Annotated in this window: 19 protein-coding genes; 10 read left to right on the top strand and 9 right to left on the bottom strand. The window is 70.9% G+C overall.

Features of this window, described 5'->3' with window-relative positions; genetic code table 11:
- Positions 1-121: 121 nt before the first annotated feature.
- Positions 122-613, bottom strand: a complete 492-nt coding sequence (locus E9232_RS30815) for a methylated-DNA--[protein]-cysteine S-methyltransferase (protein ID WP_309800816.1) — start codon at positions 611-613, stop codon at positions 122-124.
- Positions 613-2,637: a thioredoxin domain-containing protein gene (locus E9232_RS30810; protein WP_309800814.1), complete on the bottom strand. Its 2,025-nt coding sequence runs from the start codon at positions 2,635-2,637 to the stop codon at positions 613-615. Before E9232_RS30810 ends, E9232_RS30815 begins: the two co-directional genes overlap by 1 nt.
- 119 nt (positions 2,638-2,756) lie before the next feature.
- On the opposite strand from E9232_RS30810, the gene E9232_RS30805 reads away from it, so the two are divergent.
- Both E9232_RS30805 and mnmE read left to right on the top strand, forming a co-directional pair.
- Positions 2,757-3,005 (top strand): DUF6489 family protein, encoded by a 249-nt coding sequence (locus E9232_RS30805; protein WP_309800812.1) that lies wholly within the window; start codon positions 2,757-2,759, stop codon positions 3,003-3,005.
- 244 nt (positions 3,006-3,249) lie between these two features.
- Positions 3,250-4,569 carry a tRNA uridine-5-carboxymethylaminomethyl(34) synthesis GTPase MnmE gene (mnmE, locus tag E9232_RS30800; protein WP_309800809.1) on the top strand — a complete coding sequence of 440 codons (1,320 nt, stop codon included), beginning with the start codon at positions 3,250-3,252 and terminating at the stop codon, positions 4,567-4,569.
- Between the two features lie 31 nt (positions 4,570-4,600).
- Here mnmE and E9232_RS30795 read toward each other — a convergent pair whose 3' ends face one another.
- Complete coding sequence (locus E9232_RS30795) at positions 4,601-5,158, bottom strand: SecDF P1 head subdomain-containing protein (protein WP_309800807.1); 558 nt, start codon at positions 5,156-5,158, stop codon at positions 4,601-4,603.
- 68 nt (positions 5,159-5,226) lie between these two features.
- On the opposite strand from E9232_RS30795, the gene mnmG reads away from it, so the two are divergent.
- The 4 genes from mnmG (at position 5,227) to E9232_RS30775 (ending at position 9,582) form a co-directional block, all read left to right on the top strand.
- Positions 5,227-7,110 carry a tRNA uridine-5-carboxymethylaminomethyl(34) synthesis enzyme MnmG gene (mnmG, locus tag E9232_RS30790; protein WP_309800805.1) on the top strand — a complete coding sequence of 628 codons (1,884 nt, stop codon included), beginning with the start codon at positions 5,227-5,229 and terminating at the stop codon, positions 7,108-7,110.
- 129 nt (positions 7,111-7,239) lie between these two features.
- Positions 7,240-7,869: a 16S rRNA (guanine(527)-N(7))-methyltransferase RsmG gene (gene rsmG / locus E9232_RS30785; RefSeq protein ID WP_309800803.1), complete on the top strand. Its 630-nt coding sequence runs from the start codon at positions 7,240-7,242 to the stop codon at positions 7,867-7,869.
- Complete coding sequence (locus E9232_RS30780) at positions 7,862-8,695, top strand: ParA family protein (RefSeq protein ID WP_374710676.1); 834 nt, start codon at positions 7,862-7,864, stop codon at positions 8,693-8,695. Before rsmG ends, E9232_RS30780 begins: the two co-directional genes overlap by 8 nt.
- On the top strand, positions 8,692-9,582 hold the full coding sequence (locus tag E9232_RS30775; protein ID WP_309800801.1) for a ParB/RepB/Spo0J family partition protein: 891 nt from the start codon (positions 8,692-8,694) through the stop codon (positions 9,580-9,582). Before E9232_RS30780 ends, E9232_RS30775 begins: the two co-directional genes overlap by 4 nt.
- Before the next feature lie 338 nt (positions 9,583-9,920).
- Here E9232_RS30775 and holA read toward each other — a convergent pair whose 3' ends face one another.
- The 5 genes from holA to E9232_RS30750 all read right to left on the bottom strand — a co-directional run bounded on the left by holA (position 9,921) and on the right by E9232_RS30750 (position 15,950).
- The gene (holA, locus tag E9232_RS30770; RefSeq protein ID WP_309800800.1) at positions 9,921-10,946 is read right to left on the bottom strand and encodes a DNA polymerase III subunit delta; all 1,026 of its coding nucleotides are present in this window, start codon (positions 10,944-10,946) and stop codon (positions 9,921-9,923) included.
- Positions 10,943-11,455, bottom strand: coding sequence for an LPS assembly lipoprotein LptE (gene lptE / locus E9232_RS30765; protein WP_309800798.1), 513 nt, complete (start codon positions 11,453-11,455; stop codon positions 10,943-10,945). The genes holA and lptE overlap by 4 nt, the downstream gene beginning before the upstream one ends.
- Positions 11,442-14,021: a leucine--tRNA ligase gene (leuS, locus tag E9232_RS30760; RefSeq protein ID WP_309800796.1), complete on the bottom strand. Its 2,580-nt coding sequence runs from the start codon at positions 14,019-14,021 to the stop codon at positions 11,442-11,444. Before leuS ends, lptE begins: the two co-directional genes overlap by 14 nt.
- Positions 14,022-14,166: 145 nt before the next feature.
- On the bottom strand, positions 14,167-14,703 hold the full coding sequence (locus tag E9232_RS30755; RefSeq protein WP_309800795.1) for a DUF3576 domain-containing protein: 537 nt from the start codon (positions 14,701-14,703) through the stop codon (positions 14,167-14,169).
- A 74-nt stretch (positions 14,704-14,777) separates the two neighbouring features.
- Positions 14,778-15,950, bottom strand: a complete 1,173-nt coding sequence (locus E9232_RS30750) for a porin (RefSeq protein ID WP_309800794.1) — start codon at positions 15,948-15,950, stop codon at positions 14,778-14,780.
- 364 nt (positions 15,951-16,314) lie between these two features.
- On the opposite strand from E9232_RS30750, the gene E9232_RS30745 reads away from it, so the two are divergent.
- Positions 16,315-17,022, top strand: a complete 708-nt coding sequence (locus E9232_RS30745; protein ID WP_309800792.1) for a YggS family pyridoxal phosphate-dependent enzyme — start codon at positions 16,315-16,317, stop codon at positions 17,020-17,022.
- Here E9232_RS30745 and E9232_RS30740 read toward each other — a convergent pair.
- Positions 16,997-17,509: a L,D-transpeptidase family protein gene (locus E9232_RS30740; RefSeq protein ID WP_309800791.1), complete on the bottom strand. Its 513-nt coding sequence runs from the start codon at positions 17,507-17,509 to the stop codon at positions 16,997-16,999. The two genes, E9232_RS30745 and E9232_RS30740, sit on opposite strands and share 26 nt — an antisense overlap.
- Positions 17,510-17,565: 56 nt before the next feature.
- Here E9232_RS30740 and E9232_RS30735 point away from each other — a divergent pair, with 56 nt between their 5' ends.
- From E9232_RS30735 to E9232_RS30725, 3 genes are all read left to right on the top strand, one after another.
- Positions 17,566-18,267 carry a winged helix-turn-helix domain-containing protein gene (locus E9232_RS30735; protein WP_309800789.1) on the top strand — a complete coding sequence of 234 codons (702 nt, stop codon included), beginning with the start codon at positions 17,566-17,568 and terminating at the stop codon, positions 18,265-18,267.
- 214 nt (positions 18,268-18,481) lie between these two features.
- On the top strand, positions 18,482-19,315 hold the full coding sequence (locus E9232_RS30730; RefSeq protein ID WP_309800787.1) for an MBL fold metallo-hydrolase: 834 nt from the start codon (positions 18,482-18,484) through the stop codon (positions 19,313-19,315).
- Positions 19,312-20,202, top strand: a complete 891-nt coding sequence (locus E9232_RS30725) for a class I SAM-dependent methyltransferase (RefSeq protein ID WP_309800785.1) — start codon at positions 19,312-19,314, stop codon at positions 20,200-20,202. The genes E9232_RS30730 and E9232_RS30725 overlap by 4 nt, the downstream gene beginning before the upstream one ends.
- The last annotated feature ends 108 nt before the right edge of the window (positions 20,203-20,310 follow it).

The following is a 20,310-nucleotide window of genomic DNA, read 5'->3' as shown; positions in this document are numbered from 1 at the left end:
CCCCGCAGGGGCGCGGCAATCCATGCGAGGCCGCGGGGCCGGGTGTGGCGGGGTCTGGCATGGATTGCTTCGCTGCGCTCGCAATGACGGGTGAGGAAGGGGCCTCTCCTCCAAGGCCGTCCTAGAACCGCCCCTCATACCCCTCGAACGCCAGCAGCCGGCGTTTGCGCTCCAGGCCGGAGGTGCTGCCGTAGCCGCCGAGGCTGCCGCCGGCGCCGATGACGCGGTGGCAGGGCACCAGCAGCACCAGGTCGTTGCGGCCGCAGGCCTGGCCGACCGCGCGCGGGCCGCTGTTCAGGATGTGGGCCACGCCGCCATAGGACGCCGCCTCGCCATAGGGGATGTCGATGATCGCCTGCCGCACCCGCGCCTGGAACGGGCTGGCGGCCAGCGCCATCGGCAGGTCGAAGCGGCGGCGCTTGCCGGCGAAATACTCCTCGATCTGCCGGATCGCCTTGCGCAGCAGCTTGTCCTTCGGCGGCGCGTCGTCGGGCGGATCCTGGGTGTGGTCGACCGCGGCCACCACCCCGCCGGCCACGGTGATGCGCACCGGCCCGACCGGGGTGTCGATGGTGGCGGTGGCCCGGTCTGCGGGGACGGCAGCGCGCTTCATCACCCGACCAGCTCCAGCAGCGTCTGCGGCGTGGTGACCGGCGCCTGGCACACCGGCCCGCGGCAGAGATAGGCGGTCGGCCGCCCGTCCAGCATCGTCTTGCCGGCGGCGGGATGGCCCTCCGGCAGCGCCGTGCCGGGGTCCAGCCGCAGCAGCAGCCGGCCGGGCAGCGACCGGCCGTGCACCGCGCGCAGCAGCGCCGCGGTCGCCGGGTCGTCCCGGGGGCCGATCACCACGATCTGCAGCGGTTCCATCCAGTCCTCGGCGTGGTTCAGCCAGGTGGCGAGCGGGATGAAGTTGCGCTGCAGCTCGCCGGCGAAGGCGGTGACCAGCGATTCCGCGCGCAGGCCGTAGAGGCGGTCGCCGGTCAGCAGGTGCAGCCGCGCCAGCACCCCGAGCATGGTGCCGTTGCCGGCCGGGACCGCCGCGTCGTAGACGGTCTTGGTGCGCACGATCAGCGCCTCGCCGTCATCCGCGGTCATGAAATAGCCGCCGCGCGAATCGTCCCAGAAATGGCTGTCGAGCACCGCGGTCCAGCGTCTGGCGTCTTCGAGATAGGCGGCATTCTCCGTCGCCTCGTGCAGCGCCAGCGCCGCCGCCGCCATGTCTGCATAGTCATCGAGCAGCCCGGGCGCGGTCGCCTTGCCGCGCCGCCACGCATGGGCGAGCCGATCGCCATCTCCGAGCTGCCGCACCACGGCGGCGAAGGCGGTCTCGGCCAGGGCGATCCAGTCCGGCCGGTCGAAGGCCTGGGCGGCACGGGCGAGGGCCGCGATCATCAGCCCGTTCCAATCGGCCAGCACCTTGTCGTCCCAGCCCGGCCGTACGCGTGCCCCACGGAGGTCGAGGAGTACGGCCCGGTCGGCCGCCAGCGCCGCCTCGGCCGCATCGTCGCCCAGGGCCGGGTGATGTCGGCGGTTGAGGATGTTTTTCTCCTCCCAATTGCCATGGGTCGAGACGTCGTACGTGTGCTTGAACACGGCCGACCGGTCGCCCAGCGCGGCGTCGATCTCGGCCTCGCTCCAGACATAGAAGCGGCCCTCCTCGCCCTCGCTGTCGGCGTCCAGCGTGGCGGCGAAGGCACCGCCCTCGGCGATCATCTCGCGCTCGATCCAGGCCACGGTTTCCGCCACTCTTGCGGCATAGAGCGGGTCGCGAGTCTCCTGCCAGGCCAGGGTCAGCAGGCCGACCAGCTGGGCGTTATCGTACAGCATCTTCTCGAAATGCGGCGCCAGCCATTCCTCGTCGGTGGAGTAGCGGGCGAAGCCGCCGCCGAGATGGTCGTAGATCCCGCCCTGGCTCATCGCGGTCAGCGTGCGCAGCACCGCGTCACGCCAAGACGTACGGCCCGACCCAGCATGACGCGTACGGCGCCAGCCGCGCCACAGCAGCTCGAGGATTCCGGGCTGGGGGAATTTCGGCGCGCCGCGCAGCCCGCCCCACACCGGGTCGATCAGGCCGGCCATCCGCTCCGTCACCTCGTCGAGCACGTCGCGGTCCAGCCCGGCGCCGGCGCGGTTCTCCGACTGCTTTGCCAGCGCCTCGGCCAAGGCGGTGACGTTGCCGGTCACCTTCTCCGGCTCGGTGGCATAGGTGTCGGCCAAAGCGCGCAGCACGTCGGTGAAGCCGGGGCGGCCCCAGCGGCTGGTCGGCGGGAAATAGGTGCCGCCCCAGAACGGCTCGCCATCGGCGGTCAGGAACATGGTCAGCGGCCAGCCGCCCTGCTGGCCCAGCAGCGCCAGCGCCGACTGGTAGAGGGTGTCGACATCCGGCCGCTCCTCGCGGTCGACCTTGATCGACACGAACAGGTCGTTCATCACCGCGGCCACCGCGGGGTCCTCGAAGCTCTCATGCGCCATCACGTGGCACCAGTGGCAGGCGGCGTAGCCCACCGACAGCAACACCGGCTTGTTCTCGGCGCGGGCCCGGGCGAAGGCCTCGGCCCCCCAGGGCTGCCAGTCCACCGGGTTGTCGGCGTGCTGCAGCAGGTAGGGGCTGGTCTCTTGGGCAAGACGGTTCGGCATGCGACCTGTTCCTGTGTGTGACGACCCTTGCGGCCAATCACCGGCTTCGTGGCTATACTCTCGCGGATTGCCGACGCCGCCAACCCGACCCGAAGGCATCCTATGCCCGGAGACATCAAATGAAAGTCACCGTCGATATCGACTGCACGCCGGAGGAGGCCCGCACGTTCCTCGGCCTGCCCGATGTCGCCCCGATGCAGCAGGCGCTGATGAAGGACCTGGAGACCCGGATGCGCGCCAACCTCGCGGCGATGGAGCCGGAGGCGCTGATGAAGACCTGGCTGCCGGCCAGCATCGAAGGCTTCGAGACGCTGCAGCGCGCCTTCTGGCAAGGCATGACCGGCGGCACCAAGGGCGGCAAGTCCTGATCACAGATACTCACGTGATGGACGATCAAATTAAGTCCCCCCTCCCCTTGCGGGAGGGGGTTAGGGGGAGGGGTCTGCGCGCGTCCGCGCGCGGAAACCTGGGCACCTGCAGGCGAGGAGTGCCGTTGCCGCCGATCCGCTCGGGCCGAGAGAACCCCCTCCCCCTAGCCCCCTCCCGCAGGGGGAGGGGGGACTCGTTATGGGATGTTTCACGTGAAACATCGCCCTCCCGGACCGCCACACCATGACCGCCCGCGACACCATCTTCGCCCCCGCTACCCCGGCCGGGCGCGGCGGGGTGGCGGTGCTGCGGCTCTCCGGCCCCGGGGCCGGGCCGGCGCTGGCCGCCCTGACCCGGCGCCCCCTGCCCGCCCCTCGCGTCGCGACCCTGGCCGAGCTGCGCGACCCGGCCGACGGCGCGCCGCTCGACCGCGGCCTGGTGCTGTGGTTCCCCGGCCCCGGCAGCTACACCGGCGAGGATGTGGCCGAGCTGCATCTGCATGGCGGCCGGGCCGTGACCCGCGGCGTCATCGAAGCGCTGTCGCGGCTCGACGGGCTGCGGCCGGCCGAGCCGGGCGAGTTCACCCGCCGCGCCTTCCAGGCCGGCAAGCTGGACCTGACCGAGGCCGAGGCGGTGGCCGACCTGGTCGATGCCGAAACCCGGGCCCAGCGGCTGCAGGCGCTGCGCCAGCTCGGCGGCGCGCTCGGCCGGCTCTACGAGGGCTGGCGCGCCGGGCTGATGCGGGCCCTGGCGATGACCGAGGCGGCGCTGGACTTCCCGGATGAGGGCCTGCCGCCCGACCTCGCCGCCGAGGCCGAGGCCCTCGTCGCCGAAGTCTCCGCCGCCATCGCCGACCATCTCGACGACGCCGGCCGCGGCGAGCGGCTGCGCGACGGCGTGCACATCGCCATCCTCGGCCCGGTCAATGCCGGCAAGTCCAGCCTGCTCAATGCCCTGGCCCGGCGTGACGCGGCCATCGTCTCCGACCGGCCGGGCACCACGCGCGACGTGGTCGAGGTCGCGCTCGACCTGCGCGGCTTTCCGGTGGTGCTGGCCGACACCGCCGGCCTGCGCGACACCGCCGACGAGATCGAGGCCGAGGGCATCCGCCGCTCCCACCGCCGCGCCGCCGAGGCCGATCTGCGGCTGGTGATCCGCGACGCCGCGGCGGCCGCGCCGTCCGACCCGGCGCTGGGCCCGGGGCCGGATGTGATTCGCGTCGCCAACAAGATCGACCGGGCACCCGATGCCGTGCTGGCGCCGGACGAGATCGCGATCTCGGTGCGCAGCGGCGCCGGCCTCGACCGCCTGCTCGACGCCTTGGCCGAGGCGGTGGAGCGCCGCCTGACCGGCGACGGCTCCCCCGCCCTGACTCGTGCCCGCCACCGCGCCGCCCTGCTCGACGCCGCCGACGCCCTGGCCCGGGTGCCGTCCGCGCCCTTGCCGGAGCTGGCGGCCGAAGACCTGCGCCTGGCCCTGCGCGCCCTCGGCCGCATCACCGGCCGGGTCGACGTCGAGGATATGCTCGACCTGCTGTTCGGCAGCTTCTGCATCGGCAAGTAGATGTTTCACGTGAAACATCGCCGGCGGCTCCCTACAACCCGAACCGCCCCCCCAACGCCTCAGCCAGCGAGCGCGGCTTGGCTGCGGCCCAGCCGAGCCTGTGGGCCAGGTCCTTGGCCTCCTCCAGGCTGTCCAGGCCGCTGATCTGCAGGCGGCCGGCCAGGATCGGCTCGCGGATGATCGGGGCGGTCAGCAGCGATCCGTTCACCACGATGGCGAGGGCCTGGCCGACATGGCCGGTGGTGATGCGGGCCAGCTGGTCGAGGCCGGCGGGGGTCAGCTCCAGCGAGACCACCGGCTGCCCCCACAGCGGCTCGACCTTCTGGTCGGCGGAGGCGATGTCCGCCGCGGAGATCAGGACTTCCGGGTGAAGGTAGACGGCCTGGCCCTGGCGGTCGAACCGGGTCAGCCCCGGCCCCGGCGCGGTCTCCGCCAGCCGGAACTCGATCTCCGCCGCGGGTGACGCCACGGCCGGCGCAGGACCGGCGATCGGCAGGGTCAGGGCGGTGCCGAGGGCGAAGGCGGCGCTGGCGAGGGCGGAGACGATGGACAGCACCGGGTGGATTTCCTCGAGTCCGCGATGTTTCACGTGAAACATCGGCTTTTTTCGTCGGGCGCATTTGACCCTGCCCCGCCGCCTCCGTAAAGTCCGCCGCCATGGAACGGCCCCTCAACAGATATGATGTGATCGTGGTCGGCGGCGGCCATGCCGGCTGCGAGGCCGCGGCCGCAGCGGCCCGGTTCGGCGCGCGCACCGCCTTGGTCACCCAGCGGCTCGACTCGATCGGCGAGATGTCCTGCAACCCGGCGATCGGGGGCCTGGGCAAGGGCCATCTGGTGCGCGAGATCGATGCGCTGGACGGCGTCATGGGCCGGGTGATCGACCGCGCCGGCATCCAGTTCCGCGTGCTCAACCGCAGCAAGGGCCCGGCGGTGCGCGGCCCCCGCGCCCAGGCCGACCGCAAGCTGTACCGCCAGGCGATGCAGGCGGTGCTGGCCGAGCAGTCGGATCTCGACCTCGTCGCCGGCTCGGTCGAGGACCTGGCCTTCGATTCGGCCGGTGCCGTCTCCGGTGTCGTCCTGGCCGATGGCCGCACGCTCGGCGCCGGCGCGGTGGTGCTGACCACCGGCACCTTCCTGCGCGGCCTGATCCACATGGGCGAGGAGCAGATCCCGGCCGGCCGCGTCGGCGACGCGCCGTCGATCGGCCTGGCCGACACGCTGCACCGGCTCGGCCTCACCCTCGGCCGGCTCAAGACCGGCACGCCGCCGCGGCTCGACGGCCGCACCATCGACTGGGCGGCGCTGGAGGAGCAGAAGGGCGACGACCCGCCGGTGCCGTTCTCCGACCTCACCGACCGGATCACGGTGCCGCAGATCTCCTGCTTCATCACCTACACCACCCCGGCCGGACACGACCTGATTCGCGCCAATTTGCACCGGGCGCCGATGTATTCCGGCCAGATCGACAGCGTCGGCCCGCGCTACTGCCCCTCGATCGAGGACAAGGTGGTGCGCTTCGCCGACAAGCAGCGGCACCAGATCTTCCTGGAGCCGGAGGGGCTGGACGACCCGACGGTCTACCCCAACGGCATCTCCACCTCCCTGCCCCGCGACGTGCAGGAGGGGCTGGTGCGCGCCATCCCGGGGCTGGAGCGGGCGGTGATCCTGCGCCCCGGCTATGCCATCGAATACGATTTCGTCGACCCGCGGCAGCTCGACCGGTCGCTGATGCTGCGGGCGGTGCCGCGGCTGTTCCTGGCCGGCCAGATCAACGGCACCACCGGCTATGAGGAGGCGGCGGCCCAGGGGCTGCTGGCCGGGCTGAACGCCGCCCGCGCCGTGGCCGGCAGCGACCCGCTGGTCCTCGACCGGGCCGAGGCCTATGCCGGGGTGATGATCGACGATCTGGTGACCCGCGGCGTGCCCGAGCCCTACCGCATGTTCACCTCGCGCGCCGAATACCGGCTGGTGCTGCGCGCCGACAACGCCGACCAGCGGCTGACCGCCAAGGGCATCGCCGCCGGCTGCGTCGGGGCCGAGCGCCAGGCGCTGTTCGCCCGCAAGAGCGCCGCGCTGGCGGCGGCGCGGGGCCGGATCCGGGAGCTGTCGCTGACCCCGAGCGAGGCGCGGCGCCACGGCCTGGCGGTCAACCAGGACGGGGTAAGGCGCGATGGCATGGACCTGTTGCGGCTGCCGGAGATCGACCTCGCCGCCCTGTCGGCGATCTGGCCGGAGCTGGCGGAATGGCCGGCGGTGGTGGCCGAGCAGGTCGAGATCGAGGCCAAGTATTCCGGCTATCTCGACCGCCAGGAGGCCGACATCCGCGCCTTCCGCCGCGACGAGGGGCTGGCCTTGCCGCCGGAGCTGGACGTCGACGCCATCGGCAGCCTATCGACCGAGATCCGCCAGATCCTGAAGCGCTCGCGCCCGCCGACGCTGGGGGCCGCGGCGCGGCTGCCCGGGGTGACCCCGGCGGCGCTGGTGGCGCTGCTGAAGCATGTCCGGCGAGAGGGGGATGACCGTCGTGCCAGGGCTTGAGCGCGGCCGTCTCCTCTTCCCTCGTCATTGCGAGCGCAGCGAAGCAATCCATCGTGCAGCCCAGAGCGGGCATGGATTGCTTCGTCGGCTTCGCCTCCTCGCAATGACGAAAGGGGGGCTGAGGGCATCATGACCGCCGCCCCCGAAGCCGCCCCCCTCCCCCCGGACCTCGCCGAAAAGCTCGACCGCTACGAGGCGCTGCTGCGCAAGTGGCAGGGGGCGATCAACCTGGTGGCGCCGTCGACGCTGGCCGATCTGCGGCGCCGGCATTTCGAGGATTCGCTGCAGCTGGTGCCGCTGATCCCGGCCGCGGCCCGCGTGCTGGTCGATCTCGGCAGCGGCGCCGGCTTTCCCGGGCTGGTGCTGGCGCTGGCCACCGGCCTCGAGACCCATCTGGTGGAGAGCGACCAGCGCAAGGCCGAGTTCCTGCGCGTTGTTTCACGTGAAACATCGGCGCCGGTCACGGTGCACGCCAAGCGGATCGAACAGGTCGCACCCTTCGTCGCCGATGTGGTGACCGCCCGCGCCTTGGCCCCCCTGCCCGTCCTGCTGGGCCATGCCGCGCGCTTCGCCGGGCCGCATACGGTCGCGATCTTCCCCAAGGGCCGCACCGCCGAGGCCGAACTGGCCGCTGCCGATTTGACCGGCGTTCATTTGACCGGCCCGGCCGCATCGCCGAAGATGACCGTCGACCTCCATCCGAGCCGGACCGATCCCGAGGCCGTGCTCATCCGCATCGAGGGGTTCGCCCGTGGCTGACGACGCGCACACGAAGACCGTAAGCGTGCAGGCCGATGGGCCGCGCGTCACCCGCACCATCGCCATCGCCAACCAGAAGGGCGGCGTCGGCAAGACCACCACCACCATCAACCTGGCCACCGCTTTGGCCGCGGTGCGCAAGCGGGTGCTGGTGATCGACCTCGACCCGCAGGGCAACGCCTCGACCGGCTTCGGCCTGCCGCGGGCCAAGCGCGGCCTCGGCTCCTATGACCTGCTGTTCGGCAGCATCGCCGTGGCCGAGGCCTCGGTTGCCACCGAGGTGCCGGGGCTGATGCTGGTGCCGGCCTCGGTCGACCTCGCCGGCGCCGAGATCGAGCTGGTCGAGGCGGTGCGCCGCGAATACCGGCTGCGCAGCGCGCTGCGGCCGGGCGCCGACGGCTACGACTACATCCTGATCGACTGCCCGCCCTCGCTCGGCCTCCTGACCCTCAACGCGCTGACCGCGGCCGATGCGGTGCTGGTGCCGCTGCAATGCGAGTTCTACGCGCTCGAGGGCCTCAGCCACCTGATCCGGACCATCGAGCGGGTGCGCAAGGGCTTCAACCCGGCGCTGGAGATGCAGGGCATCGTGCTGACCATGTACGACCGGCGCAACAACCTGTCCGACATGGTGGCGCGCGACGTGCGCCAGCATCTCGGCGCCAAGGTCTATGAGACGGTGATCCCGAGGAACGTCCGGGTCTCCGAGGCGCCGTCGCATGGCAAGCCGGTGCTGGTCTACGACCTCGCCTCGGCTGGCGCCCAGGCCTATATCCACCTCGCCTCCGAGATGCTGAAGCGCGAAGAACAGAGGAGTGCTGCATGAGCGCGGCCGAAACCACCCCCCGCCGCCGCGCCAGCCTGGGCCGCGGCCTCGACGCCCTGTTCGGCGAGGCCGACGAGGCCGACATCGCCGCCGCCGGCACGCCGGAGTCGCATCGGGCGCCGCGCAGCCTGCCGGTCGAGTTCCTGAGCCCCGGCCCGTTCCAGCCGCGACGGAAGTTCGACGAGGCCGAGCTGGACCGGCTGGTCGAATCGGTCAAGGCCCAGGGCGTGCTGCAGCCGATCCTGGTGCGACCGGTCGAGGGCAAGACCGACCGCTACCACATCATCGCCGGCGAGCGCCGCTGGCGCGCGGCACAGAAGGCCAAGCTGCACGAGGTGCCGGTGGTGATCCGGCCGATGTCGGACCGCGAGGCGCTGCAGTTCGCGATCATCGAGAACGTCCAGCGCCAGGATTTGACGGCGCTGGAGGAGGCCGAGGGCTATCAGCGGCTGATCGCCGAATTCGCGCTGACCCAGGAGGATGTGTCGCGCGAGGTGGGCAAGAGCCGCAGCCACATCGCCAACACGTTGCGCCTGCTCGACCTGCCGGACACGGTGCTGGCGATGCTGCAGGACGGCCTGCTCAGCGCCGGCCACGCCCGCGCCCTGCTGGGCTGCCCGGACCCGGAGGCGGCGGCGCGGAAGGTGGTCGCCAAGGGGCTCAACGTCCGCCAGACCGAGCAGCTGGCCCGCGACGGCCGCGACCAGCCCCCTGCCCCGCCGCGGCCGGTGCGCGACGCCAACCTGGTGGCGCTGGAGGAGGACATCCAGCGCCGGTTGGGCTTCAAGGTGGCGATCGACGCCACCACCAAGACCAGCGGCGTGATGCGCATCCACTACGCCGATCTCGACCAGTTCAGCGACCTGATGCGCCGGCTGCGGGGGTAGGCGGCGCCGTTCACGTGCCTCTCCCGCCAGGCGGGAGAGGCAATGCGTACGATCGATCCAGTCCGGACCATGCCCGCCCAGCCAGCCCCTCCGTCATTGCGAGGAGGCGCAGCCGCCGAAGCAATCCATGGTCCCGCACGAGCGGCCCGATGGATTGCTTCGCTGCGCTCGCAATGACGAGGGGAAGGACCGCGCTCCCCCTCCTTTGTCATGCCACGGCTTGACCGTGGCATCCAGGGGCGGCCAGAACGGCCCTTGGTGGCCCCTGGATTGCCCGGTCAAGCCGGGCAATGACAGGTAAGGGCGGAGAGGCCTTCAACACAACTAACTGAAACCGTTCAGTTTTTCCGTGCCGCAGCCCGTGCGATCGCCATCAGCGTGGCGGCGCAGACGGTCTCGGGCGGCCGGCCGGTGCGTTTGCATTCGGCTTCGGCGTCGATCAGGCGGCGCAGGGATTCGCCGAGCTGGGCCTGGTTCCAGCGCCGGGCCTGGCCGCGGATCGCCGCCTTGGCCTTGAAGAACACCGGCGGCCGCAGCGCCGCCATCGCCGCGTCCGGCGCGTCGCCGCCGTCGATCATCACCGCCAGCTGGTGCAGCCGCAGGAAGTGGCGCTGCACCGCGCGCAGGATGCCGATCGCCTCGCCGCCCTCCGGCGGCAGCTTGGCCAGGGCGCGGTCGACCCCCTCCAGGTCGCCCTCGGCCACCGCCATGGCGAGGTCGTCGAGCGAGCGCTCGGTGGCGTCGCCGATGCTGGCCCGCACCGCCTCCAGGTCGATGCGGCCGCCCTCCCCGGCGTAGGCGATCAGCTTCTCGACCTCGCGCCGGGCGATCTGGCGGTCGCCCACCAGCAGCGTCGCCAGCAGATGCTCGGCCTCGCCGTCGACCGCGACCCGGGCATCCGCCAGCTGGCGGTGGATGAAGCGGCCGATCGCCTCCTCATCCGGCATGTAGCAGGCGATGGTGGCGACCGTGTCCGCCCCCTCCCCCAGCTTGCGCAGGGCCGAGCGTGGGGTCAGCTCGTCGGCCTCCAGGACGATCAGGGTGTCGCTCTCGCCGCCCTTCAGCGCGGCCTCCAGCGCCGGCGCCACGGCATCGGTGGCGTCGCGCACCCGCACCAGGCGCCGCCCGCCGGACAGCGACATGGCGAAGACCTCGTCGACCAGCCGGGCCGGGTCGCGCCCGATCTCGGCCGAGGCCAGCTCGGCGACGCGGAACGGGTCGGTCGGCGGGTCGACCACGCCGCGCGCCAGGGTGTCGGCATAGTCGCGCACCGCCCCGGAATCGGGGCCGTACAGCAGCACCGCGCGGATGCCGGGCTCGGGCCGGCGGACGAAGCCGTCGATCCGGTTCGGCGGCAGTTTCACGGGTGGCGGTCGAAATACAGCGCGAGGCGGGTGCGGATGTCCTCGGCAATGGCGTGCAGCGCCCGCTCGCGCGCATCGCGCTCGCCGATCAGGGTGGTGTATTGGTCGGCCAGGATGTTGTAGCTGGTGATCTCGTTGACCGAATCCGAGAAGGCCGGCTGGCCGGTCTTGCGGTCGGTCAGCACGAAGCTGGCGGTCAGCGTCAGGTTCCTGCGGGTCGTGGTCAGGTCGCTGACGATGTTCACGTCCTGCTGGGTCTCGGCCACGCTGACGCCGAGGTCATAGGCCGGCTGGGCCGGCCGGCCCTGCGGATTCAGGGTGCGGATCAGCTCGGTGCGCAGGATCTGGCCGGTCCGGTCGCCGATGACGCCGACACTGATCGTCCCCAGCCGGTCGGACATCGCCGCGCCGACCGAGTTGGTGCCGTAGAGCGGCCGCAGCCCGCAGGCCCCGAGCGCGAGGATCAGCAGCAGCGGCGCTGCGCGTCTAGCCCAGTTAGCCCACGACATTGACGATCCTATTCGGGACGACGATGACCTTGCGGACGGTGCGGCCTTCCAGGGCGCGCGCGACATTGGCGTCGGCCAGGGCGGCGTCCCGCGCCGTCGCCTCGTCCACGTCGCGCGGCAGGATCAGGGTGGCGCGCAGCTTGCCGTTGACCTGGACCGCGACCGTGGCGGTGTTCTCGACCAGCAAGGCGGGATCCGCCTCCGGCCAGGCGGCGTCGGCCAGCAGCCCGTCATGGCCGAGATGCTGCCACAGCGCCTCGCCGATATGCGGCACCATCGGGCCGATCAGGCGGATGATGCCGTCGAACGCCTCGCGCAGCGCCCAGGCCTCGCCCTGCCCTGTCCCCTCAATCTTGCCGACCAGGTTGGTCAGCTCGCGGATGCGGGCCACGGCCTTGTTGAAGTGGAACCGCTCCAGGTCCTCGCCCATGGCGGCGATGGTCCGGTGCAGCGCCCGGCGCAGCCCTTCCGCCGCCGGGCTGAAGCCGTTCGGCACCGGGGTGCCGGCGGCCGGCAGCTCGACCGGGCATTCCGTCACCAGCCGCCACAGCTGCTGCAGGTAGCGCCAGGCGCCTTCGATGCCGGCCTCGGTCCATTCCATGTCCCGGTCCGGCGGGCTGTCGGACAGGATGAACAGCCGGGCGGCATCGGCGCCGTAGGTGTCGATGATGATCTGCGGGTCGACCGTGTTGCGCTTGGACTTCGACATCTTCTCGATGCGGCCGGCCGTGACCGGCCCGCCACCGGACAGCGTCGTCCAGGTGCCCGCCTCGTCGCGCGACACCTCGGTCGGGTACAGCCACGCGCCGTCGCGGTCGCGATAGGTCTGGTGCGTGACCATGCCCTGGGTGAACAGCCCGGCGAAGGGCTCGTCGACCCCGAGATAGCCGCAGCGCTTCAGCGCCCGGGTGAAGAAGCGGGCATACAGCAGGTGCAGCACCGCATGCTCGACGCCGCCGACATACTGGTCGACCGGCAGCAGCCGGTCGACGGCGGCGCGGTCGAAGGCCTGGTCGCTGCGCGGCGAGCAGAAGCGGGCGAAGTACCAGGAGGATTCGAAGAAGGTGTCGAAGGTGTCGGTCTCGCGCACCGCCTTGCCGCCGCAGCTCGGACAGGCCACGTGCTTCCAGGTCGGGTGCCGGTCCAGCGGGTTGCCCGGCTGGTCGAAGGTCACATCCTCCGGCAGGGTCACCGGCAGCTGGTCCTCCGGCACCGGCACGATGCCGCAGGCCTCGCAATGGATGATCGGGATCGGGCAGCCCCAGTAGCGCTGGCGCGACACGCCCCAATCGCGCAGCCGGTAGCGCACCGTGCCCTCGCCCGCCTTGCGCTGCTGCAGGGCGGCGATGGCGATGTCCTTGGCCTCGGCCACCGTGACCGGCTTGGCCGGCGTCAGCGGGCCGATGTCGTAGGCGAAGGCGCCGTCGGCCAGGACCATGGCCTCGGCCAGGGCGGCGCCGTCGGGCCGCGCCTCGCCGGCCGGCCACAGCACCGGGATGATCGGCAGGCCGTAGGCGCGGGCGAAGTCGAAATCGCGCTGGTCATGCGCCGGGCAGCCGAAGATGGCGCCGGTGCCGTATTCCATCAGCACGAAATTGGCGACATAGACCAGCACGGTGATCGTGGGATCCAGCGGATGCACCGCGCGCAGCCCGGTGTCGATGCCGCGCTTCTCCTGGGTCTCGATCGCCGCCTCGCTGGTGCCGCTGCGGCGGCATTCGGCCACGAACTCGGCCACCTCGGGGCGGGCGCGGCCGATCTCGTCGGCCAGCGGGTGGTCCGGCGACAGGGCGCAGAAGCTGGCGCCGAACAGCGTGTCCGGCCGGGTGGTGAAGATCTCCAGCCCGTCCTCACGGCCCTGCAGCGGGAAGGTGACGCGGGCGCCGACCGACCGGCCGATCCAGTTCTCCTGCATCAGCCGCACCCGCTCCGGCCAGCGCTCCAGCGTCGGCAGCGCCGCCAGCAGCTCGTCGGCGTATTCGGTGATGCGCAGGAACCACTGGTTCAGCTTGCGGCGCTCGACCAGGGCGCCGGAGCGCCAGCCGCGGCCGTCGATCACCTGCTCGTTGGCCAGCACGGTGTTCTCGACCGGGTCCCAGTTGACCCAGGAGTCCCGCCGGTAGGCCAGGCCCACCTTCAGGAAGTCGAGGAACATCTTCTGTTCGTGGCGGTAGTAGTCCGGATGGCAGGTCGCGATCTCGCGGTCCCAGTCCAGCGACAGCCCCATCGACTGCAGCTGGCCGCGCATCGCCGCGATGTTCTCATAGGTCCAGGCGGCCGGATGGGCTCCGCGCTCGATCGCCGCGTTCTCCGCCGGCAGGCCGAAGGCGTCCCAGCCCATCGGGTGCAGCACGTCGCAGCCCAGCGCGCGGCGGTGCCGGGCCACCACGTCGCCCAGCGTGTAGTTGCGGACATGGCCCATATGGATGCGCCCGGAGGGGTAGGGGAACATCTCCAGCACGTAGTATTTCGGCCGGTCGCCGAGCGTCTCGAGCCGGAAGGTGCCGCGGTCCCGCCACACGGCCTGCCACTGCGCTTCGGTTTCTCGGTGGTTGTAGCGGGACATCTCGATGCTCTGGTGCCGGAAGAGGCCAAAAACGATGCAGCTTTGCCTTGGCCGGGCCAAGGCAAAGCCGCCTAGGCATTTACAAGGAAAGGGCGCCGGGGATCAATCCCGCGGCGCCCTGATTCGAAACGACCTTGCGGCGGGGCTATTGCGGCGTCGAGTTCTCGAGACCGGTGATGCGCAGCTGGCGGGCCTTGGTCAGGATGGTGTCCTCCAACGCTGCCGACATGGTGTTGGGCGCCGGGGCGTCGGACCAGCCGCCCTTGCCCTGGACCTGGCGGAAGACGCTGACCCGCACGCCGTCGGAGCGCAGCTCGCGGCCGAGGATGTAGACGTTCAGCTTGTAGCGTTCGCCCGGGGTGGTGGGGGCCGTGTACCAGTCGGTCACGATGGTGCCGCCGAACGGGTCGGCGCTGGTGATCGGCATGAAGGACACGGTGTCGAGGCTGGCGCGCCACAGGAAGGCGTTCACGCCCAGGATGGCGCCTTCGCCGAGGTCCTTGGACTTGCTGGCGCCGGGGCCGAAGGTCAGCCCGTTCGGGCCGAAGGCGCTCTGGCCGGGTGGAGCGACCTTCTCGCGCCCGGGGCCGATATCCGGGGTTGGGCCCACCTTGATGTCGTCGGAGCAGGCGGCAACGGACAGGACGGCCGTCAGCAGGGCGATCAGGAGTCTCGGCGACATGCGGCACGCCAGATAGAAAAAGGGAGCGGCATCATAGCCGCTCCCTCGTTTTAGGCCAGAGGATTGTCAGCCGATCAGAACGACAGCTGCACACCCGTGCTCAGGACGGTGTTGTCCAGGCTGCTCTTCTGGACCAAGGCGCCCAGCTTGCGGAAGTTCTGACGCTCCCAGGTCAGATCGACCCAGGTGTTCAGGCCCGGCGCGATATTGTAGACGACCGTGCCGGACACGATGTGGTTGTCCTTCAGGTCGTTGGCGTCGTTGCTGAACGAGCCGGTCAGGTCGTTGTTCTTGTCGGCCCAGGTGTAGGCGTAGCCGAGGCCGAACTCGAACTGGTTCCACTGGTACGCCAAGCTGCCCGCGACGGTGTTGAACGACTTGTCGGTGGCGCCGCCAGCGAAGCCGCTGGAGGTGTTGACCCAGTTCACGCTGCCGGTGATGCCGCCGGAGCCGACCTGGGCGCCGAGGGTGTAGGTCTCGAGATCGAAGTGGCCCGAGCCCGGGGTGTCGTGAATGCCGACGCCGTTGCCGTAGGTCGCGGTGCCGGCGACGATGAGCGACAGGCCGCTGAAGTCGCCGGTGTAGTTGAAGGCACCGGTGACGACGTTCTCGAACAGCGTGGTGCCGTCGTTGGTCAGGTCGTTGATGCCGCCGGGGCCGGAATGGCTCTTGCCGCCGACGACCGGGGTGAAGTCGATGCCGAAGCTGAAGCCGGCGAAGGTCGGCGAGGAGTACTTGATCTTGGTGTCGTTGCCGAGGCCCGAGTGGTAGGTCGGGTCGAGCGACATGAAGTCAGAGCCGCCGTAGCTGTACCGACCGTCGAGGTTGTCGCCGAAGCTGCCGGCGAGGCCCATGCCCGAGACCACCGAGTCATGCGCGAAGATGTAGCCGAAGTCGCCGCCCGTGCCCGGCGCGTCGCCGAACACGATCGTGCCGAAGCCGCCCTTGACGTAGACATAGGTACGGTCGGTGTTGACGCCGTCCTTGCGGTTGATCGTGTTCAGACGGATGCGGGCGCCGTATTCCAGGCCCGAATCGGTCACGTTCTTGATGTCGAACTGCAGACGGCCGGTGGAGCCGAAATCATAGTCGCGATCACGGGTGCCGTCCGTGCCCGAGGTGTCCAAAATCGCGGCGGCCTCGAAGCCAACGAAACCGCTGATCTTCACTTCCAGTGCGGCCGAGGCCGGCACCGACGCCATCGCGGCGACGGCGAGCGCCGAACCACCGAGCAGAATCTTCTTCATTTCCAAACCTCCTAACGCGGCCGCAAGGCCGGATGTCCCTTAGATGTCCCCTCGAAGACGACACCACGGCCAGGGCGCGAATGGCGTCGATGTGCAGGTTATACGGGGCAGCCATGCCACCCGACAATCCGCAAGTTGCACAGAAGTCACAAAAGCCAGGAGCTGTGGTCCAATTGCAACAGAGTGATCAGAGGCTTAGAATGCATACCGGATCCGATCTCTCGCGGCGCAGCGAAAGCGGGCACCGCCGGGCGGGTTTCACGCCCCGGGCCGGCCGTCCCATGCGGTCCGTCCACAGCGGCGCCGGGTCGCAATCCGGCGGCCGGCGTTGCAAAGCAGCATCGTTGTGCTGGATTGTCGCACTATGACGACCATCACACTTGCCGAGAGCATTGCCGCGATCCGCTTGCGGATCGCCGCCGCCGCCCGCGCCGCCGGCCGCGACCCCGCCGCGGTCACCCTCGTCGCCGTCTCCAAGGTCCAGCCGGAGGAGCGGGTCGAGGCCGCGCTGGCCGCCGGCCAGCGGGTCTTCGGCGAGAACCGGGTGCAGGAGGCGCAGGCGCGCTGGGCCGAACGGCGGGCGGCGCATCCGGACCTGCAGCTGCGGCTGATCGGCCCGCTGCAGACCAACAAGGCGAAGGACGCGGTGCGGCTGTTCGACGTGATCGAGACGGTCGACCGCCCGAAGCTGGCGCGCAGCCTGGCCGAGGCGATGGCGGCGGCCGGGCGGCGGCTCGACTGCCTGATCCAGGTCAACACCGGCGAGGAGCCGCAGAAGGCCGGGGTGGCGCCAAGCGAGGTCGAGGCCTTCCACCGGCTCTGCGCCGAGGAGTGCGGCCTGTCGATCCGCGGCCTGATGTGCATCCCGCCGGTCGACGAGCCGCCGGCCCTGCATTTCGCCCTGCTCGCCGACCTCGCCGCGCGGCTCGGCCTGCCGGTGCTGAGCATGGGCATGAGCGACGATTTCGAGACGGCGGTGCGCTACGGCGCCACCCATGTCCGGGTCGGCACCGCCCTGTTCGGACTCCGCGTCAGTCCAGAGCGCCCTACCGATCGGCCGGCGGAGGCCTGACCACCAGCGAATCGCCCGGCGCGGCGGCCGCCAGCAGCTCGACCAGGTCGGCCCGGGCGAGGGCGACGCAGCCCTCGGTCGGGCCCCAGTCCGGCCGCGCCAGGTGGATGAACACGGCGCTGCCCAGCCCGGCGGCCGGCGGGTCGTCGTTGTGGCCGATGACGATCACCAGGTCGTACAGCGCGTCGTCGCGCCACAGCCGCTCGTGCCGGGCCGGGTGGGGCAGGGGGACCGGCCGGTTGTAGGCGGGGTCGGCGGGGTCGTCGCACCAGCCGTCGGCGGGCGCGATGGCCAGGGCGGGCAAGGCGGTGGCCGGGACCGGGCCGCGGTCCGGCCGGTACAGCAGGCGGCGCAGCGCGAACCGGCCGGCCGGGGTGGCGCCGTCGCCCTCGCGCTTGTCCACCCGTACTCCGCCTTTGCCCAGGGCGCAGCGCCGCCGCCCGGCGCCCCAATCGACCCAGCCCTCGGGCGAGACCTCGAAATCCATGTCGCCTCGCTCCATTCCGTCGCCATTGCCGCGCGGCATGTTAGATTGGCCCCGCCATGGCTGACACTCTCTCCGTCATCGCCGATCTCCGGAAGCCGCTGCTGGTCGCCTGCGGCAGCGCTGCGCTGCGCGCGCTGCTCGGCGAGCAGTTCGCGGCGTCGCCGGAGTTCGCCGCGACCGTGGTGGCCGAGGCGGCGGCGGCGCTGGCCGCGGTGGCGGCGGCCGATTTCGCCGCCGCGATCGTCGACGACGCCCTGGCCGACCCGACTCCGGAGACCCTGTGCGCCGGCCTGCGCGCGGCTGGCCTGGCCGGCCCGATCCTGGCGATCGGCGACCGGGCGGAGCCGTTCGCCGAGGCCGATGCGGTGCTGCGCCCGCCGATCCGGATCGGCGTCCTCCTGACCAGCCTGCGGGCCGCCTTGGCGCGGCGCGGCCAGGACCGGCCGGACCCGGATCTCGGGCCCTACCGCTTCGACCCCACCGGGCTGGGCCTGGTGCGCATCTCCGACGGGCGCGAGGTGCGGCTGACCGCCAAGGAGGCGGCGATCCTGCGCCATCTGCGCCGGCAGGACGGCGCCACCGTGTCGCGCGACGCGCTGCTCGATGCGGTGTGGGGCTATGCCTCGGGGGTGACGACGCATACGGTGGAGACCCATATCTATCGCCTGCGCCGCAAGATCGAGCCCGATCCGGCGCGGCCGGCGCTGCTGCTCACCGTGCCGGGCGGCTATGCCCTCGGCGCCGCGGCCGGCCCATGACAGGGAACCCCGGGGCCTGTGACGCCAGGGCCTGTGACGCCAGGGCCTGTGACGGACGACACAGACACAGACGGCTGGACGTGCTCCACCATAAATATGCCGAAAAGACCTTTTCCCTCGACTCGCGAGAGTCGGTGCGCGAGAGTTCCCTCCGCCGGCGTCCTCGGACGTGACGGAGATTTTCCCGCGCGCCGAGAGCCAGACTGACGCGCCGATGGCGAAGACAAGCGACCTGATGCTCCGGTTCTGGGGCGTGCGCGGCAGCATCGCCTGTCCTGCCTCCAGCAACATGCGCTATGGCGGCAACACCAGCTGCATCGAGATCCGGCGGGGCGACGACCTGCTGATCATCGATGGCGGCACCGGCCTGCGCGACCTCGGCCACCGGCTGATGGAGGAGGGGCGGCCGGAGGTCGACGTCTTCTTCACCCACACCCATTGGGACCATGTCTGCGGCGTGCCGTTCTTCAAGCCGGCCTACGTCAAGGGCCGCAAGGTGCGATTCTGGGCCGGCCACCTGAAGCCGCAGAACAAATCGATCTACTCGGTGTTGTGTGAGACGATGATGGCGCCGCTGTTCCCGGTGCCGATCGGCATCTTCCAGGACTGCGAGTATCACGATTTCGACTGCGGCACCCCGATGGAGCCCTTCCCGGGCCTCAAGCTCAACACCTGCTGGCTCAACCACCCGAACCTCGCCTGCGGCTACCGCATCGATGTCGGGGGCAAGAGCATCTGCATCATCACCGACACCGAGCATCGGCCGGACGGGCCGGACCCGGTCATCGTCGATTTCGTTCGCGGGGCCGACATCATGGTGTATGACGCCATGTTCACGGATGAGGAGTATCCGAGATTTGTCGGCTGGGGCCATTCCACCTGGCAGGAGGCGCTGCGCCTCGCCGATGCGGCGGGGGTCGGCCGGGCCGTCCTGTTCCACCACGATCCCAATCACGATGACGCGTTCCTGGACCGGATCGCGGATGCTGCCGACCGTCGGCGTCCCGGAACGCTGGTCGCCCACGAAGGCATGACGTTGCACCCTTGACCACTGTACCTCCTGATTTCGGCCGCCGCCTGCGACGCTGGCGCCTTGGCCTCGCCACGCTGTTCGGCCGCCGGCCGAAGGGCTTCTTCATTCCCTGCAGCTATGCCGACGAGGTGCCGGACACGATCCTGCCCTATGCCGGCTACGAGGCGCTGTTCCGCTCTTCCGAGCCGGTGTTCCAGGCCGTGCTCGACGTCATAGACGGCTATCGCGACGCGCTGCTGGCGATCGGCGAGACCGAGCGCGATTCGCCGCCGCCGCAGCCGCGCTGGTCCCAGGGCTGGTTCGCCCGGCTCGACGCCGCCGCCGCCTATTCCATGGTGCGGGCGCGGCAGCCGGCCCGGATCGTCGAGGTCGGCTCCGGCCACTCCACCCGCTTCATGGTGCGGGCGGCGATCGACGGCGACCTGGCGATGGAATTCACCGCCATCGACCCGGCCCCGCGGGCGGCGATCGACCAGCTCGGCGTCACCCATCTCGAGCAGACGGTGCAGGAGGCGGGGACCGAGCCCTATCGCGACCTCGCCGAGGGCGACATCCTGTTCATCGATTCCAGCCACATCGCCATGCCCGGCACGGATGTGGACTTCCTGGTGAACCAGGTGCTGCCCTGCCTGCCGCCGGGCGTGCTGGTGCATATCCACGACATCTGCCTGCCCGACCCGTACCCGTCGGAATGGGGCTGGCGCGGCTACAACGAGCAGCAGGTGGTGGCGCCGCTGCTGGCCGGGGGCGGCTTCCGGCCGGTCTTCGCCAGCCACTACGTCGCCACCCGCATGACGGCGGCGCTCGAGGCCGGCGTGGTCGGCAAGCTGCCGCTGCGGCCCGGCACGCCCGAGACCAGCCTCTGGCTCGAGAAAACCAGCCCGCCGCTGGCGTATCTGTAGCCAGCTCCTTCCTCGTCATTGCGAGCGTAGCGAAGCAATCCATGGCGCCGCCTGGCATGGATTGCTTCGTCGGCTTCGCCTTCTCGCAATGACGGAAGGGGGCGGCCG

The organism is Inquilinus ginsengisoli (assembly GCF_031453975.1).
Lineage (GTDB): Bacteria > Pseudomonadota > Alphaproteobacteria > DSM-16000 > Inquilinaceae > Inquilinus > Inquilinus ginsengisoli_A.
Note: the sequence above shows the minus strand (reverse complement) of the source record. Positions and strands in the feature narration are given on the sequence as shown.